The 17183-nt window shown below is 66.2% G+C and carries 12 protein-coding genes and 1 pseudogene; 7 read left to right on the forward strand and 6 right to left on the reverse strand.

Features of this window, described 5'->3' with window-relative positions:
- Window positions 1–164 precede the first annotated feature (164 nt).
- Entirely contained in the window at window positions 165–1721 is a 1557-nt protein-coding gene (gene guaA / locus AC0QTX_RS03795; protein WP_474602493.1) for a glutamine-hydrolyzing GMP synthase, read from the forward strand.
- Between the two features lie 3 nt (window positions 1722–1724).
- Window positions 1725–2084, forward strand: a complete 360-nt coding sequence (locus AC0QTX_RS03800) for an ArsC family reductase (RefSeq protein WP_474602494.1) — start codon at window positions 1725–1727, stop codon at window positions 2082–2084.
- A 379-nt stretch (window positions 2085–2463) separates the two neighbouring features.
- On the opposite strand, the pseudogene AC0QTX_RS03805 reads toward AC0QTX_RS03800, so the two are convergent.
- The 3 genes and pseudogenes from AC0QTX_RS03805 to AC0QTX_RS03815 form a co-directional block, all read right to left on the reverse strand.
- Window positions 2464–3154 (reverse strand): annotated as a pseudogene (locus AC0QTX_RS03805) (DUF4336 domain-containing protein).
- A 308-nt stretch (window positions 3155–3462) separates the two neighbouring features.
- On the reverse strand, window positions 3463–5358 hold the full coding sequence (locus AC0QTX_RS03810) for a TRAP transporter large permease (protein WP_474602495.1): 1896 nt from the start codon (window positions 5356–5358) through the stop codon (window positions 3463–3465).
- Window positions 5359–5396: 38 nt separating this feature from the next.
- The gene (locus tag AC0QTX_RS03815; protein WP_474602496.1) at window positions 5397–6026 is read right to left on the reverse strand and encodes a TRAP transporter small permease subunit; all 630 of its coding nucleotides are present in this window, start codon (window positions 6024–6026) and stop codon (window positions 5397–5399) included.
- 296 nt (window positions 6027–6322) lie between these two features.
- Between AC0QTX_RS03815 and AC0QTX_RS03820 the strand changes: the two genes are divergently transcribed.
- The 3 genes from AC0QTX_RS03820 (at window position 6323) to der (ending at window position 9051) form a co-directional block, all read left to right on the forward strand.
- Complete coding sequence (locus AC0QTX_RS03820; RefSeq protein WP_474602497.1) at window positions 6323–6913, forward strand: NnrU family protein; 591 nt, start codon at window positions 6323–6325, stop codon at window positions 6911–6913.
- Between the two features lie 83 nt (window positions 6914–6996).
- Window positions 6997–7671, forward strand: coding sequence for a tetratricopeptide repeat protein (locus tag AC0QTX_RS03825; RefSeq protein ID WP_474602498.1), 675 nt, complete (start codon window positions 6997–6999; stop codon window positions 7669–7671).
- A 30-nt stretch (window positions 7672–7701) separates the two neighbouring features.
- Window positions 7702–9051, forward strand: a complete 1350-nt coding sequence (gene der / locus AC0QTX_RS03830; RefSeq protein ID WP_474602499.1) for a ribosome biogenesis GTPase Der — start codon at window positions 7702–7704, stop codon at window positions 9049–9051.
- Between the two features lie 40 nt (window positions 9052–9091).
- Here der and AC0QTX_RS03835 read toward each other — a convergent pair whose 3' ends face one another.
- Entirely contained in the window at window positions 9092–11491 is a 2400-nt protein-coding gene (locus tag AC0QTX_RS03835; protein ID WP_474602500.1) for a bifunctional diguanylate cyclase/phosphodiesterase, read from the reverse strand.
- A 285-nt stretch (window positions 11492–11776) separates the two neighbouring features.
- Window positions 11777–12679, reverse strand: a complete 903-nt coding sequence (locus tag AC0QTX_RS03840; protein WP_474602501.1) for a DMT family transporter — start codon at window positions 12677–12679, stop codon at window positions 11777–11779.
- 104 nt (window positions 12680–12783) lie between these two features.
- On the opposite strand from AC0QTX_RS03840, the gene AC0QTX_RS03845 reads away from it, so the two are divergent.
- Entirely contained in the window at window positions 12784–14193 is a 1410-nt protein-coding gene (locus AC0QTX_RS03845; RefSeq protein ID WP_474602502.1) for an aminotransferase-like domain-containing protein, read from the forward strand.
- 8 nt (window positions 14194–14201) lie between these two features.
- Here the strand turns inward: AC0QTX_RS03845 and AC0QTX_RS03850 are convergent, their stop codons facing one another.
- The gene (locus tag AC0QTX_RS03850) at window positions 14202–16205 is read right to left on the reverse strand and encodes a transcriptional regulator (RefSeq protein WP_474602503.1); all 2004 of its coding nucleotides are present in this window, start codon (window positions 16203–16205) and stop codon (window positions 14202–14204) included.
- A 123-nt stretch (window positions 16206–16328) separates the two neighbouring features.
- On the opposite strand from AC0QTX_RS03850, the gene AC0QTX_RS03855 reads away from it, so the two are divergent.
- The gene (locus tag AC0QTX_RS03855; protein WP_474602504.1) at window positions 16329–17174 is read left to right on the forward strand and encodes a class I SAM-dependent methyltransferase; all 846 of its coding nucleotides are present in this window, start codon (window positions 16329–16331) and stop codon (window positions 17172–17174) included.
- Window positions 17175–17183: the final 9 nt, after the last annotated feature.

Raw genomic sequence — 17183 nt, forward strand, 5'->3', positions numbered from 1 at the left:
GGGGCTCCTGCTTGACGAGGCCGCGTGTCCGCAACCGGGCCGCCAAGCCATCAAAATCGTGGGACGTGGGAGCCTCAAGCCTCAAAAGGCATGACATCCGCAGCGATATGGGGGTAAAGCACGGGGGCTTTCCGCTCCTTCCCTCAGGGCCCACGCGAGAGACCATGACCCAGACGCACGACAAGATCCTGATCATCGATTTCGGCTCCCAGGTGACCCAGCTCATCGCCCGGCGCGTGCGCGAGGATGGGGTCTATTCTGAGGTGGTTCCGTTCCAGAAGGCGGCGGAAGCGATCCGGACCATGAAGCCGAAGGGCGTGATCCTCTCGGGCGGACCGGAATCGGTCACCACGGATGCATCGCCCCGGGCGCCGAAGGAGGTCTTCGAGGCAGGCTTGCCCGTCTTCGGCATCTGCTACGGCCAGCAGACCATGGCGGCGCAGCTCGGCGGCGAGGTCGAGGGCGGCCACCATTCCGAGTTCGGCCGGGCCGAGATCGAGGTTCTGACTGAGAGCCCGATTTTCCAGGGCGTCTGGCAGGTCGGCAAGAAATATCCCGTCTGGATGAGCCATGGCGACCGGGTGACCAAGCTGCCCGAGGGCTTCGAGGTTCTGGCGGCCTCCGAGAATGCGCCCTTCGCCGTCGTGGCCGACGAGGAGCACAGGTTCTACGGCGTCCAGTTCCATCCGGAGGTGGTGCACACCCCGCAGGGTGCCCAGCTCATCCGCAACTTCGTGCGCGACATCGCCGGGTGCCGGGGCGACTGGACCATGAAGGCCTTCCGCGAGGAGGCCATCGAGCGCATCCGCGCCCAGGTCGGCACCGGCCGGGTGATCTGCGGCCTGTCCGGCGGCGTCGACTCGGCGGTGGCTGCGGTCCTGATCCACGAGGCCATCGGCGACCAGCTCACCTGCGTGTTCGTCGATCACGGCCTGCTGCGCGCAGCGGAAGCCGAGCAGGTGGTGACGCTGTTCCGCGACCACTACAACATCCCGCTCGTCCACGTGCAGGCGCAGGACCTGTTCATCGGCGCGCTCGAGGGCGTGTCCGACCCGGAGGTCAAGCGCAAGACCATCGGCCGGCTCTTCATCGACGTGTTCGACGAGGAAGCCAGGAAGATCGGCGGCGCCGACTTCCTGGCGCAGGGCACCCTTTACCCGGACGTGATCGAGAGCGTCTCCTTCACCGGCGGCCCCTCCGTCACCATCAAGAGCCACCACAATGTGGGCGGCCTGCCTGAGCGCATGAAGATGAAGCTCGTGGAGCCCCTGCGCGAATTGTTCAAGGACGAGGTGCGCGTGCTCGGCCGCGAGCTCGGCCTGCCCGACGCCTTCGTGGGCCGCCACCCGTTCCCAGGTCCGGGCCTCGCCATCCGCGTCCCCGGCGAGATCACCCGCGAAAAGCTCGACATCCTGCGCAAGGCCGATGCGATCTACCTGGAAGAGATCCGCAATGCCGGCCTCTACGACGAGATCTGGCAGGCCTTCGCGGTGCTGCTCCCGGTGAAGACCGTGGGCGTCATGGGCGATGCGCGCACCTACGACCATGTCTGCGCGCTGCGCGCCGTCACCTCTATCGACGGCATGACGGCGGATTTCTACCCCTTCGACATGACCTTCCTCGGCCGCGTCGCCACCCGTATCATCAACGAGGTGAAGGGCATCAACCGCGTCACCTACGACATCACCTCGAAGCCGCCCGGCACGATTGAGTGGGAGTGAGCGATGGCGTCCAAAGGCGCCGTCACCCTCTACGGCATCAGGAACTGCGATACGATGAAGAAGGCTCGCGCTTGGCTTGACGCCAAGGGCGTGGCTTATGCATTTCACGACTACGCGGCCGACGGCATTGACCGGGCGCGGCTCGAGGGCTGGGCGCGAAGCGTCGGCTGGGAAACGCTGCTCAACCGCGCCGGCACGACCTTCCGCAAGCTGCCGGATGCCGACAAAGCAGGTCTCGATGAGGGCAGGGCGCTGGCGCTCATGCTGCACCATCCCTCCATGATCAAGCGCCCGGTGCTCGATTTGGATGGTCGGATTCTGGTTGGCTTCAAGCCGGAGCAATACGAAGCAGCAGTCCGCTAAGGCACCCCTGCTCCCGCCCGTCATCTCTGCTTTTCCCCGTCATGCCCGGCCTTGTGCCGGGCATTTACGTCTTTGCCGCGGTTGAAGACGTGGATGGCCGGGACGAGCCCGGCCATGACGCGCGGTGGGTGTCATCCCCGGCGGCCCACAGGGCCGGGAAGGGGATCCATAGCCCTGAGCTTGTCAATGGATTCCCTTCCCCTCCGCTGGCGCTCCGGCCGGGAATGATACCAGGTCCCGAAGGGCGTGACTCGGGGCTGAGTTTGAGTGGGCTGGCTAGATCGGCTCGGACCAGCGGGACCAGGCTATCGCTCTGGCATTGGACTATGCCGTTGACATATAAAATTGCGCAGCCGAGATATCTCAGCGTGATACGGCTTCACACTACCAGCCATTTGAATGCGCGCCGTAGAAGTGCTTGGCCGTCATTCGTCACAGGCGTCCCATGCGCCATCAACACCTTTTCAACCGGCCATGCGAGGATGCGTTCGACAGCCGTGCGGGCTGCATGACGATTGGTAAAGGCAATACGAAATTTGCGTGGGACGGACGGTTCGGGGCCAATCATCAGGTCCAATTTCGCGACGACCGCGCCAACCTGAAAGCCAACTGGACGGGAGTTGCTGGAGCAGATCAGTGAAGAGTGCGGTGCCGCTCCGGCGGTGAAAGAACACTGCCTCAGTTGTTATCGCGTTGCCCGGCACCACGATATAATCGATCTCTCCCGACCACTCGGGAACAGGAGTTCCGTCCAATATGCCGTCAAACGCGATGTCCTTGCGCTTCTCCCGCAATCCGGGAGCGGCATAGACCCGTGCGTTCGGATAAGCTTCCTTCCAATCGGCGATAAACAGGTGATGCAGCGAGTTGGGTGCAACGAGATAGCGAACCTCGCCGAGCGCATCGACCTCGGCACGAAGGTCCTCGGTTAAAGCGACGGGCGACCATATTAAAAGGTCTCTACTAGGCAGCTTTATGATAGCCATACGGGTCGGATAGTGAAATCCCAGCGTGGCCACCACCTCAGGACCCTCAGCTGTCCATATTTCCTGTCCAAAATCTTTCAGCATGACCGCTCCTGCGTCGAACTCGTTAAATGGTTGGAGACCGGGGTTGCTCGCCGATACCTTCAACAAGGATACGGACAAGGTGCCTTATGTCGTCCTCGCTGAATGGCTCGCCCGAGAGGGCCGTCAGCATGGCTTGGGCGTAGATTCCAAGCAGGATGAGCGACATGCCCATCGGATTGCGCGAATAAGCGCACAGGTCGTGACCTCCGAGGCTTGGTATGACACCCGAGCTGCGCATAGGACTCTCCCCTCCCAAACGAAAAGGCGGGCCGCAAAGCCCGCCTTTGTCTTGTCTCGCGTGAACCGCCTTACTGGATCTTCGGCGGCTCGTCGAAGTTCAGGCCGGGGAGGCCGCCGGGTTCGCTGCCGGGGGCGCCGAGGCCGGGCACGAGGAGCTGGTCGAGCTTCTGCTGCACGGCCGCCGGATCGACCACCGGGCCGGCCGACTTGTAGTGCATCACGATGTTCGGGAAGAGCACGACGATCGCCACCATGATGAGCTGGATCACCACGAACGGAATGGCGCCCCAGTAGATCTGGCCCGTGGTCACCGGCTCCATGCGCTTGCCCGTGAGTCGGTCGGTATACGGCACCTTCGGGGCCACCGAGCGCAGGAAGAACAGGGCGAAGCCGAAGGGCGGGTGCATGAACGAGGTCTGCATGTTCACGCCCAGCATGACGCCGAACCAGATCAGGTCGATGCCCAGCTTCTCGGCCGCGGGGCCGAGCAGCGGCACCACGATGAAGGCCAGCTCGAAGAAGTCGAGGAAGAAAGCCAGCAGGAACACCAGGATGTTGACCACGATCAGGAAGCCCACCTGACCGCCCGGAAGCGAGGTCAGCAGGTGCTCGACCCAGATGTGCCCGTTCACGCCGTAGAAGGTGAGCGAGAACACGCGGGCGCCGATCAGGATGAAGAGCACGAAGGCCGAGAGCTTCGCGGTCGCCTCCGTGGCCTGACGCACGATGGTGAAGTTGAAGCGGTTGGGGTTGTTGTCGAGCCGGCGCTTGATCGCCGCCAGGATGACGGAGCCGAGCGCGCCCATGGCGCCGCCTTCGGTCGGCGTGGCCAGACCGATGAAGATGGTGCCGAGCACGAGGAAGATCAGCAGCAGCGGCGGCACCATGACGAAGGTGGTCTGCTGGGCCATGTTCGACATGAGCCGAAGACCGGTGAACCGCTCGACGATGCCGACGATGAGCGCATAGACGGCGCCAGCAATGACCATCTCCAGCGTCAGCGCCAGATTCTCGTAGCCCTGGTTGTTCAGAGCCACGTAGGCGCCGACGAGAAGAACCGTCAGCACCGCGGACATGGCGATGCGCTTGGCGCCCAGCATCTTGTTCATGAGGGCGCAGATGAGCGCCACCACGGTGCCGACGCAGATCGTCAGGATAACGAAGTCCGCACCGGCCTTGGTGTTGGTCTGCGACAGGACATAGTAGCCGACGAGGCCGGAGAAGACGACCAGGACGCCGAGCTGCCACACGCCCCGCGAGCCGTTGGGTTCGCGAAAGCCCACCGCCTCCAGCGGCAGGCCGGGAGCGGCCTTCGGGTCGATGAGCGAGGCGATGAGCACATAGCCGGCATAGAGGCCCGCGAGGATGATGCCGGGCAGGAACGCGCCCTCGTACATGTCTCCCACCGAGCGGCCGAGCTGATCGGCCATGACGATGAGAACGAGCGAGGGCGGGATGATCTGAGCGAGCGTTCCGGAAGCCGCGATCACGCCCGAGGCGAGGCGCCGGTCATAGCCGTAGCGCAGCATGATCGGCAGGGAGATGAGGCCCATGGAGATCACCGACGCCGCCACGACGCCCGTAGTGGCGGCGAGCAGCGCGCCCACGAAGATCACCGCATAGGCGAGACCGCCGCGAAGCGGTCCGAAGAGCTGGCCGATGGTGTCGAGCAGGTCCTCGGCCATGCCGGAGCGTTCGAGGATGTAGCCCATGAAGGTGAAGAACGGGATCGCGAGCAGCACCTCGTTCGACATGGTGCCGTAGACACGGTCCGGCAGGGCCTGCAGGAGCGGCCATGACAGGTTGATGTTGGCCGGCGCATAGGGAGCGAGCTCGACGGCGATGAAGAAGAACAGGAGGCCGTTGGCCGCGAGGGCGAAGGCGACCGGGTAGCCGAGGAGCAGGAAGATCACCAGCGCGCCGAACATGATCGGTGCGAGGTTCTGGGCAATGAATGCAGCCATGGACGTGAGACTCCGGAATTCTGATCAGGCGAGGGGCGTCAGCGGATGCCGTCGCCCGGAGGCTCGCCGCCCTTGGTCGTGGTGGTGTCGGCCAGCTCCGCGATCAGCCGCTCGGCCTCGGCCTCGGCGGCCGCATGGGCGCCCACATGATCATGCTCGTCGACCAGCTGGCCATTCATGATCGCCACGCGCTTGATGAGCTCGCTCAGCCACTGGAAGGCAAGCGAGATGAAGCCCAGCAGGATGAGGCCCTTGGCCGGCCAGATCAGCAGGCCGCCGGCATTGGAGGAGACCTCGCCGGAGCGATAGGAATTGAAGAAATACGGGAAGGACAAGTACAGCATCAACGCCACGAAGGGGAACAGGAAGAAGAGATGGCCGATCAGGTCGATCGTGTCCCGCCCGCGCTTCGTGAGCTTGTTCGAGATGATGTCGATGCGGATATGCTCGTTGGCCTTCAGGGTCCAGGCGGCGCAGAGCATGAACACGGCACCGAACAGGTACCATTGCAGCTCGAGCCAGGCATTGGACGAGACGCCGAAGATGCGCCGGATGATGGCGTTGATGGCCGAGACCAGAACGGCGACCACGATGGCCCAGGCGGCCACCTTGCCGATGCGTTCGTTGATCGAGTCGATGACACGGGATAGCCCAAGAAGTGCCGTCACCTGTCTCCCCCTTAGAACCTGTTGGTTGAAATGTTGCGGCCTAGCTATCGAACTTGAAGCGGCGCTGCTAGTGCCGTTTAAGTCGTATGCAAGGTTTTGACGGGTCCTAGCCGGGAAATTTTCGTGCCGCAAGGGGCCTGCTGTTAAAAGTTCAAGCAGGCTAAGGCTTTGTGTACGATCTGAAACTTGCGGCCTATGGCCTATGGGCATCTTTGCCGCGTCCCTGGCTTCGCAACGGTCAAGATTGGTTTTCCCGTGGGATCTGGCTATAAGTTCCTACCCTCCGGAGGCTCATCGTGACCCTGCTCATCCTCGGACTTGTGCTCTTTCTCGGCATCCATTCCTTCAGCATGGCGAGAGGGCCCAGGGCCGCTGTCATCGGGAGGATCGGGGAGGGGCCGTACAAGGGGCTGTATTCCCTCCTGTCCCTCGCGGGCATCGTTCTGGTCTCCATCGGCTACGGGCAGTACCGCGCCAACGGGTACATCCCTGTCTGGGACCCGCCTGTCTGGACCCGCCACCTTGCGCTGCTGCTCGTCCTCGTGGCCTTCATCTGCTTCGTGGCCGCCTACCTGCCCGGCCACATCAAGGCCCGTCTCAAGCATCCCATGCTGGCGGGCGTGAAGATCTGGGCGTTGGCGCATCTTCTCGCCAACGGCGACCTCGGGTCGATCCTGCTCTTCGGCTCGTTCCTCGTCTGGGCGGTGCTCGCCCGCATCAGCGCCAAACGCCGGGACGTGGCGGCCCAGCACGGCGGCACTGCGGCGCCGGCAGGCTGGCGCAACGACGTCCTGGCCGTGGTGATCGGCACGGTCGCGTATCTCGCCTTCGTGTTCTGGCTCCATCCCTGGCTGATCGGCGTATCCGTTCTCCCCATGCGGGCATGAAGCCTCTCGCCATGTGCGGTCGTCTATGTTAGGCGACCCTCTTCTATGGAAGGAGGCGGCCCCCGAGCCGCATGAGAGACACGATGGCCCCGAACGACGAGTTCATTCGCGAAGTCGATGAGGAATACCGCCGCGACCAGCTCGCCCAGATCTGGCAGCGCTACAACGGCATCATCATTGCGGTGATCGTTCTGGTCGTGGCCGGCGTCGGCGGCTGGCGCTTCTGGCAGTACCGGCAGCAGAATCTCGCCCAGGAGGCGGCCGTTCGCTACGAGGAGGCTCTTCGCCTCTCCTCCGAGGACAAGGGTCAGGAAGCTCAAGGAGCCCTCAAGAACGTCCTGAAGGAGGATGCCGGCACGGGCTATGCCTTGCTCGCCCGCTTCCGGCTTGCCGCCGAACTCGGCAAGCAGAACGCGGAGAACGGCGCCTCGGCCTATGACGCGCTCGCGGGCGACTCCACCGTGCCCGCGCTCTGGAAGGACCTCGCGCGTCTTCGCGCCGCGTGGCTGCGCCTCGACACCGCCGAACCGGCCGCCCTGCGGCAGGCGGTCGAGCCGCTCGCGGCACCCGCCAATGCCTGGCGCCATTCCGCACGGGAACTCTTGGGGCTATCCGGTCTTAAGGCCGGTGATATGGATTATGCCGGTCGCTGGTTCGACCAGATTGCCGCCGATCGCGAGACGCCCTCAGCCTTGAGGCAGCGCCTTGCCGTCTACACGGCTCTCGTGGCCGGCGGTCCGGTCCAGGTGACCCAGTAAGACAACCGACCCATTAAGATAGGACAAGACATGACGCCCACCGTCGCCATTGTCGGGCGGCCGAATGTCGGCAAGTCGACTCTGTTCAACCGTCTCGTGGGCAAGAAGCTCGCGCTCGTGGACGACCGGCCGGGCGTGACCCGCGACCGGCGCGAGGGCGAAGCGCGCCTCGGCGATCTCGAATTCCGCATCATCGATACGGCGGGGCTGGAGGAGTCCACCGAGGAATCGCTCCTGGGCCGCATGCGCGCCCAGACCGAGGCCGCCATCGTGGATGCCGACGTGATCCTCTTCGTGGTCGATGCCCGCGCCGGGGTTCTCCCCGCCGACCGGCCCTTCGCCGAGATGGTTCGCCGCTCCGGCAAGCCCGTGATCCTCATCGCCAATAAGGCCGAAGGCGGCGCCGGCATGGCCGGGGCCTACGATGCCTTTTCGCTGGGCCTCGGCGATCCCGTGCCGCTCTCGGCCGAGCACGGCGAGGGCCTGGCGGATCTGTTCGAGGCTCTGATGCCTCACTTCCCCCATCCCGACGAGATGGAGAACGAGGAGGATGATCCGAACAAGCCCCTGCAGGTGGCCATCGTCGGCCGCCCGAACGCGGGCAAGTCCACCCTCATCAACCGCATGGTGGGCGAAGACCGCATGCTCACCGGCCCCGAGGCCGGCATCACCCGCGATTCCATCTCCCTCGACTGGGAATGGCGCGGGCGCTCCATCAAGCTGTTCGACACCGCAGGCATCAGAAAGCGCGCCCGGGTCGAGGACAAGCTGGAAAAGCTTTCCGTGGCCGATGCGCTGCGCGCCGTGCGCTTCGCCGAGGTCGTCGTCATCCTGCTCGACGCCACGATCCCGTTCGAGAAGCAGGATCTCACCATCGTCGATCTGGTGGAGCAGGAGGGCCGCGCCCTCGTGATCGGCCTCAACAAGTGGGACCTCGTGGCCGACCAGAAGGGCCTGCTGACCGACCTGAAGGAAAAGGCCACCCGCCTGCTGCCGCAGGTGCGCGGCGCCCCGGTCGTCCCCCTGTCTGGCCTTGCCGGCAGCGGCATCGACCCGCTCATGAAGGCGGTGCTGCACGTGTACGAGAAGTGGAACACCCGCATCTCGACCGCGCGGCTCAACCAGTGGCTATCCGAGGCCATCGATGCCAACCCGCCGCCCGCCGTGTCCGGCCGCCGGATCAAGATCCGCTACATGACGCAGATCAAGTCGCGCCCGCCGCATTTCGCCATCTTCGGCAATCAGCTCGATGCCCTGCCGAAGAGCTACTCCCGCTACCTCGTCAACGGCATCCGCGAGGCCTTCGACCTGCCGGGCACGCCGATCCGCATGTCCCTGCGCATGGGGTCGAACCCGTTCGACAAGGACAAGCGCGGGTAGGGCAGCCGCTGCTGGCGCGGCACGGCTGGTCCGGTCGGGCTCAGTCGCGGGCTGCCCGGAGATGGGGCTTCGGAAGCACCACCACGTTCTTCGAGATCAGCGGCACGAACTCCTCGATGGGCGCCGGCCGGCCGAACAGATAGCCCTGGGCCTCGGTGCATCCCTCCATGTTGAGGAAGCTGAGCTCCTCGGAGGTCTCGACCCCCTCCGCAATGACGGGCAGACCGAGGCCACGCCCGAGCCCGAGCACCGCGCGCACGATTGCGGCAGCCTGCGGATTGTCATGGACCGCATGGATGAAGGATCGATCGATCTTGATCTTGTCGAAGGGAAAGGCCCGCAGATTGGACAGGGAGGAGTAACCGGTCCCGAAATCGTCCATGGCGATGTTGACCCCGAGGGCCTTCAGCTTCTGGAGGGTCTGAAGTGCGCGGTTGGGATCGCGGATCAACGCCGTCTCGGTGATTTCGATTTCCAGCCTTTCGGGCGGAAGCTTCGACTCGTCCAGGGTCTGCCGAACGAACTCCACGAAGCCGTCACTGGTCAGCTGCAGGGCCGAGACATTGACCGCGACGGTGAGCGGCCTCATCCAGCCTGCCGCCTCGCGGCAGGCCGCCCGCATCACCCATTCGCCGATCTTCAGGATCAGCCCGCTTTCCTCCGCGATCGGGATGAAGACGGCGGGTGAGACATTGCCTCGCGTCCGGTGGTGCCAGCGGAGCAGAACCTCGAAGCCGTTCACCTCGCCCGTTCCGACCTGTGCCTGTGGCTGGTAGGCCAGGCTCATCTCGCCGTGCTCGATGGCGTGGCGCAGATCGTGATCGATGCTGCGGCGCTCCCTGATCTGAACGCCCATCGACGCCTCGAAGAAGCGATGGATGCCTTTTCCCTCCGTCTTGGCGCGGTACAGAGCCGTATCTGCGCTGGACAGGAGCTCCGTGCGGTCCCTGGCATCGGACGGGTAAAAGGCGATCCCGATGCTGACCGAGACGAGCCCGGCCGGGATGCCGACCCCCTCGACACCCTTGAGGCTTTTGACCAAGCTGTCGGCAAGATGCTCGACGACGGCAGGGTCGGTAACCTGCGGAACGATGATGGCGAACTCGTCTCCGCCCAGGCGGGCCAGCATCTGGCTGTCCGACAGCACGGAGGAGAAGTTCCTGGCGATGGTCTGGAGCAGCTGATCCCCGGTCGCATGACCATAGAGATCGTTGACCTCCTTGAAACCGTCGAGGTCGAGGCAGAGCAGGGCCAGCCTCTGCCCGGCCCTGCGGTGCAGGCTGATCTCGCGATCCAGCCGCTGGTCGAAGCTCACCCGGTTGTCGAGGCCGGTCAGGGTGTCGTGGTGCGCCAGGAAGCGAATTTGGGCCTCCGCATTCCGGCGGTCGCGGAGATCGCGGAAGGCAACGACGTTGTGGGGATGATTGTTGTAGCTGATCGACCGCGCGATCAGCTCCACGGGAATCAGGGCGCCGCTGCTGTGCCGCAGCTCAGTCTCGACCGGGCTCCCGAAGCTTGCGAACACCGTCTCGCGGGTGGCGCTGTCCGGAACCCACGCGGCGAGGGCCTGCCCGCAGATCTGCTCCGGGCCAGCTCCGGCAAGCCGGGCGAAGCTCTGATTGACGGAAACGATGGTTTCCCCGTCGCAGAGAACCAGTCCCTCGACTGCCGCATCGGTCAGGTCGCGCATTCTCTCCATTTCGAGAAAGCTGCGCCGGCGCTCCCGGATATCGAGGCTCAGCGCCACGAAGGCCAGCAGGAGAATGGCGAGGCTGACGAACGCCACGCCGATGGCGAGCCACTCGGACGGAATGGCCGACGGCGGAATTTCGATGGCGCTGTCGGGTGCGATCGCGACCGCGCCCATGGCCGTGAAGTGGTGGCTGCAGATGGCGAGCGTCAGCAGCAGCGCTCCTGCCAGGCGCGCCGGAGCCGACAGCGTGCGCAGTCCCGTCCACAGGGCGGCAGCGCCAAGCACCCCTCCCAGCAGAATGGACGTGGTCACGAGGGCCGGGTCCCAGGTCACCGTGCCGGCAACCTCGAAAGCCGCCATGCCGGTATAGTGCATCACGGCGATGCCGCCGCCGACGATGGCTCCGCCCAGCCATGGAGCCGCCGGGAGCGGCAGGAGCGCCACGCCGAAGCCGATGCCGGTCAGCATGACCGCCGCCAGCAGGGAGATGACCGTCAGGGTTATGTTGTAGGCGGTAGGCAGGGCGGGCGAGAACGCCAGCATCGCGATGAAATGCGTGGCCCAGATGCCGAAGCCGATCGACGCGGCGGCAATGGCGAGCCAGACCACCTGCCTGTTGTGATCCGATCTGCGAACATGGTGGAGCAGGTTGATGGCCGTCAGGGACGCCAGCGCGCAGACCAAGGCCGCCAGAGCGACGAGGCGCAGGTCGTGCTCCGTAACGATGCAGTTGTAGACGGTCAGCATGGTCAGCCTTCGCGACCCGTCCGCTGCGCGGGGCCATCGCCACCTGCGGCAGCCCGGACGGAAGTCGATTGAAAAGATCGGATTGAAACGGGAAATACCGGATTCTCACCGATACGGCGGGGCGGCATCATGCCTTTGGCCAGCCTCGCCGAAGCAAGCGCCAATCCGCCGTGTCTCTAGGGACAGCGTCCCTGCCGCAGAGTGAAAGATTTCCCCTGCAAGTCAATGAATCCGTCGCCGCCGCGAGAAGCCATACGGATACAGGGTTAACGGGGACGCAACACGTCAGGCTCGCGCATTCCTTGAACGAAGGCCTGCCGTTCCAGGCGTTGCAAAACGCTTCGCCCCCGCCACGCAGGCGATGACCGCCACGTTGACGGCGACCATTCCCCAGCCGACCGTCTCGTTCAGAAGCACTGCCGCCAGCATGAGTCCGAAGAAGGGCTGCAGCAGCTGCAGCTGGGACACGCCCGCGATGCCGCCCAGTGCCAGGCCGCGATACCAGAAGACGAAGCCGATCAGCATGGAAAACAGGGACACGTAGCCAAGCCCGACCCAGGCCGGCATGCCGATCCCGCTCCACGAGGCCGGCAGGTTGAGCAGCATCAGGCCCGCGGTCAGCGGCAGGGAGAGAACGAGCGCCCAGGAGATCACCTGCCAGCCCCCTAAGTGTCGCGACAGCTTCGCGCCTTCCGCGTAGCCGAGCCCGCACAGCACGATGGCGGCGAGCATGAGGAGGCTGCCGACAGGGGACGTCGCCGAGCCCTGCAGCAGGGCGAAGCCCGCCACGAGGCCGGCGCCCAGGCAGGAATAGATCCAGAACGCCGCCCGCGGCCGCTCGCCGCCGCGCAGGATGCCGAAGATCGCCGTCGCCAGCGGCAGCAGGCCGACGAACACGATGGATTGCGCCGAGGTGATGTGCTGAAGCGCCAGCGCCGTCAGCAGCGGAAAGCCGACCACCACGCCGAGCGACACGATGGCGAGGGGCAGGAGATCGCCCCTTGCCGGCCATTTCTGACGCAACCCCATGAGCAGTGCCATCCCGAGGAGCCCGGCGATCGTGGCCCGCGCCAGGGTCAGGAACACCGGGTCGATGTCGAGCACGGCCACACGGGTCGCCGGCAGCGAGCCGCTGAAAATCAGCACCCCGAGAAAACCGCTGATCCACCCCTCGGTCGTCCTGTCCATGCGCCATCCTCCGCCACGTTGCAGTCTCAGGCAGAACGGCATGGCTTTTCCAGAGACAGTGCAGTACGGTTTGGCCGAACTGTCATGGAAAGACGGCCGGTACAGTGGACGATCTCACCCTCACCAACCGCAACGGCACCCTGGTCGAGCGCGTCATGGCGGCGATCCGCCACCGGATCGCCAGCCGCTCCCTGGCGCCGGGCGGCAAGCTCCCGTCCATCCGGGCGCTAGCGCAAACCATGCAGGTGTCGAAATCCACCGTGGTGGAGGCCTACGAGCGGCTCGCCGCCGAGGGCGTCATCCGCTCGCGGCCCGGCTCCGGCTTCTACAGCGCGGCGGCGCTTGCGCCCCTGTCGCTCGCCGAGCTCGCCCCGCGCCTCGACCGGGCGGTGGATCCGTTCTGGGTCTCCCGGCAATCCCTGGAGGCGCGCAGTGAGGTGCTCAAGCCCGGCTGCGGCTGGCTGCCGGGCGCCTGGATGCCCGAGGATGAGATCCGCCGCGCCCTGCGCGGCCTGGCCCGCACGAAGGACGTGACGAGCCTCACCGACTACGGCACGCCGCTCGGCCTCGCCCCATTGCGCGCCTTCCTCTCGCGCCGTCTGGCGGAACAGGGGATCGTGGCCGCGCCCGACGGGATCCTCCTGGCCGATTCCGGCACCCAGGCCATCGACCTCGTGTGCCGGCTGCTGCTCCAGCCCGGCGACACGGTGCTGGTGGACGACCCCTGCTACTTCAACTTCCTGGCCCTGCTGCGCGCCCATCAGGTCACCGTGGTGGGAGTGCCCTTCACGCCGTCAGGCCCGGATCTCGCTGCGTTCGAGCAGGCGCTTGGCCTGCACAAGCCGCGCCTCTACATTACCAATTCCGGCCTGCACAACCCGACGGGCGCCGCCCTCTCCACCGTCACGGCGCACCGCCTCCTGAAGCTCACCGAGCATCACGGCCTGACCGTGGTCGAGGACGACATCTTCGCCGATTTCGAGCACGAGCCCGCGCCACGTCTGGCTGCCCTCGACGGCTTCGAGCGGGTGGTGCGCATCGGAAGCTTCTCCAAAACCCTCTCGGCCTCATTCCGCTGCGGCTACATCGCCGCGAGACCGGACTGGATCGACAAGCTTACGGACCTGAGGATCGCGGCCGGATTTTCCAGCCACCGCCTGTCGGAGGAGCTGGTCGTCGGCGTCCTCGGCAGCGCCGGCTATCGCCGGCACCTGGATGCCTTGTGCGCGCGGCTCGCCAAAAGCATGGCGTCCGTCATCCCGCGCCTTGGGCGGCTGGGCATCGAACCCTGGATCGTCCCGAAGGCCGGCATGCTCCTCTGGTGCCGCCTGCCCGACGATCTCGACGCCGCAGCAATCGCCCGCCACGCGCTCGACGAGGATGTCGTGCTCGCCCCCGGCAACGTCTTCAGCCCCGCGCAATCGGCGAAAAGCTTCATGCGCTTCAACGTGGCCCAATGCAGGGATGAGCGGGTGTTCGCGGTGCTGGAGCGGGCGATGCGGCGGGCCGGGTGACGGCGTTCCTAGCCGTCCATGCCGATCCGGCGGGCGGCCTCGCGGAACAGGGCCTGGTCGTCCGGTCCGAGCTGCATGGCGCTCAGGAAATGGCTTAACCCGTAGCCGGGCAGGGTGGCGCGGATGCCGGCGAGAGTGTCCCGGGCCTCATTGAGCCGCCCGGCGAACGAGAGGGCGAGCGCCGCGATCGCCGCGATGTGAGCGTGCGCGTTCGGCCGGCTCGCCGCGTTCATCCCGCAGACAGCCGCTTCCTCGAACCGGCCCAGCCGGATGAGGGCCATGGCGCGGGAGCCCAGCATGCCGAACAGCAGCGGATCGTAGGGGCTCAAGCGGCGCGACTGGTCCGCGGCCGCAATCGCCGTCTCCGGATCTCCCGCCTGGGAGTGGACGAAGCCCAGGGTGTAGTGGCCCTGGGCGAAGTTCGGGGAGAGATCCACGCTGGTCTCCAGCTCCCGGAGGGTCTGCTCGAAGCTTCCGCGCAGCCACAGGGCCCGCCCCATTGCCCAGTGGGCGGCGGGATCGCGGTCGTCGATCATCAGGCCCTGGCCTGCGGCCCTGAGCGCGTGGTCGACTTCCGACTTGCGCTCGGCCCAGCCCTGGAAGGCGTTCTGGAAATGCGTGAACGACAGGCCCGCATAGGCGCGGGCGAAGGTCGGGTCGATGGCGAGCGCCTGCGCGAAGAAGGCTTGAGCCGCATCGTTGTCCGGTTTGTTGAACCGGTACATGTGCCAGAGGCCGCGATGATGCGCCTCCCAGGCATCTAGCGAATTGGGGGCTTTAAGGATGGCGCGGTTGCGCTCCACCGTCTCGATCTCGCTGGCGACCGTTGCCACGATCCGGTTGCCGATCTCGTCGAGCACCAGAAAGGCGTCGTCGATGGAATGGCTGAGGATGTCTGCCCAGACGATCCGCCCGGTGCGCACCTCGGCGAGCTCCACCTGCACGGCGAGATGGCCCGCGCTGCGGCGGATCGAGCCGCTGACCACGTAGTCCACGTTCAGGAGCCGTCCGGCCTCGTCCGGGGCGACGTTCCGCTCGTGCAGCGCGAAGGTCGAGCCCTGCGAGATGACGAAGAGGCTGCGGAGTTTCGCGAGCCGCGTGATCACGTCGTGCACGAGGGCGTCCGCCACGCCGCCGCGCATGCGCGGCGCGGCGGATTCGTCCGCGAAGGGCATGACCGCGATGGAGCCGTGACGCGCCGGAGCGGGCGCCTCGTCGACAGCCGGGGGCGTGGCCGCGACGATCGCCTGGGCCGGAACCGGGCGAGGGGGCTCGGCCAAGGCCTCCCGCCAGGCCTGACGCAGGGGCGCGCTCTCAAGCCCTTCCGCATGGAACAGCCGGGTGACGGCCTCGAGATGGTCCTTGCCCTCCTGAACCCGCTGCTGGCGCGCGAGCATGCGCAGAAGCCGCCCGTGGACGCGCTCGTCGAGGGGGCAGAGCGCCGCCCACAATTCGAGATAACGCCCGGCCTCCGCCTCGGAGAGGTGATCGACGAGATGCTCCAGCACCCCGGTCTGGATGCTCCTGAACCGGCGGCGCTGCGCCACGAGCCAGGCGCTGAAGGCGGGGCTGCGGTCGAGCTCGAAGCCGTCCAGAAGCTCGCCCGCGAAGCCGTCGGCCATGCGCCACAGGGCCGGCAGGGGCTGGGCCGCGACGCCCTGCGCGGCAATTCCCTCGAGCTGCAGGGCGTCGACGGAGCAGCCCGCCAGGTCGAGGCTCACCGTGTCCCTGTCCGTCATGATCTTTCCGGCTTGTCCCACGAGGCGCCGGATCTTGCTCAAGGACCAGCGCAGCTCGCCGCGCGGATCGTTCGGCACGTCCCAGAGCAGCTCGCAGAGATGGCTGCGCGTGACCGCATGGGGCGCGAGAGCGAGATAGGCGAAGAGGGCGCGCACCTTGCGCGAGGCCGGGAGCGGGATCGGCCCATCGCCGCGCGTGACGGTGAGCGGCCCGAGCATCCGCACGGTGACGGGCGCAGCGCTGGCTATGTCTGCGGTCTGCGTCGATTCCACGGACGCTCCCACGCTGCCTCCCACGTTCTCCTCCACGTGTGGCCGCTACGGTCTCGCCAATGGATCGGTCCTCGCGGTCACAGACACCGAAGGACAGGCCCATCCAACCCCAGGGAGGCCGTCATGGCTGATGCCGCTGTCACGATAAACCAGGAAACCCAACCCGTCCAACCGGACCTCGCCGCCATCAAGGCCCGCCAGCAGGGCGCGTGGTCGTCGGGCGACTACGCCGTCGTCGGAACGACCCTTCAGATCGTCGGCGAGGAATTGTGCGAGGCCATCGACCTGCGCGCCGGACAGCGCGTGCTCGATGTGGCCGCCGGCAACGGCAACGTGTCGCTCGCCGCAGCCCGCCGCTGGTGCGACGTGGTCGCCACCGATTACGTGCCGGCGCTCCTCGTCCGCGCCCGGGAGAGGGCCGAGGCCGAACGTCTGCCCCTGACCGTCCAGACGGCGGACGCCGAGGCCCTGCCGTTCGCGGATGAGAGCTTCGACGTGGTCGTGTCCACCTTCGGGGTGATGTTCACCCCCGATCAGGAGCGCGCGGCCTCCGAGCTGATGCGCGTGTGCCGGAAGGGCGGCAGGATCGGCCTCGCCAACTGGACGCCCGACGGCTTCATCGGCCAGCTGTTCAAGACCATCGGCCGGCACATGCCCCCGCCGGCCGGCATGCGCCCGCCCTCCCTGTGGGGTCAGCGCGAGCACCTCGACCACCTGTTCGGCGTCGGTGCGGCCTCCATCCAGGCGCGCCGGAAACACTTCGTGTTCCGCTACCGCTCCCCCGAGCATTGCCTTGAGGTGTTCAGGACCTTCTACGGCCCGGTCCTCAAGACCTTCGCGGCGCTCCAGCCCGAGGCCCAGGCGGCGCTGAGCAAGGACATCCTCTGGCTCATCGCGGAGTTCAACCGCTCGGGCGACGACACCATGGTGGTGCCGAGCGAATATCTCGAGGTGGTGATCACGCGATAGGCGTGGCGG

It is taken from the genome of Microvirga sp. jy35, assembly GCF_056148915.1.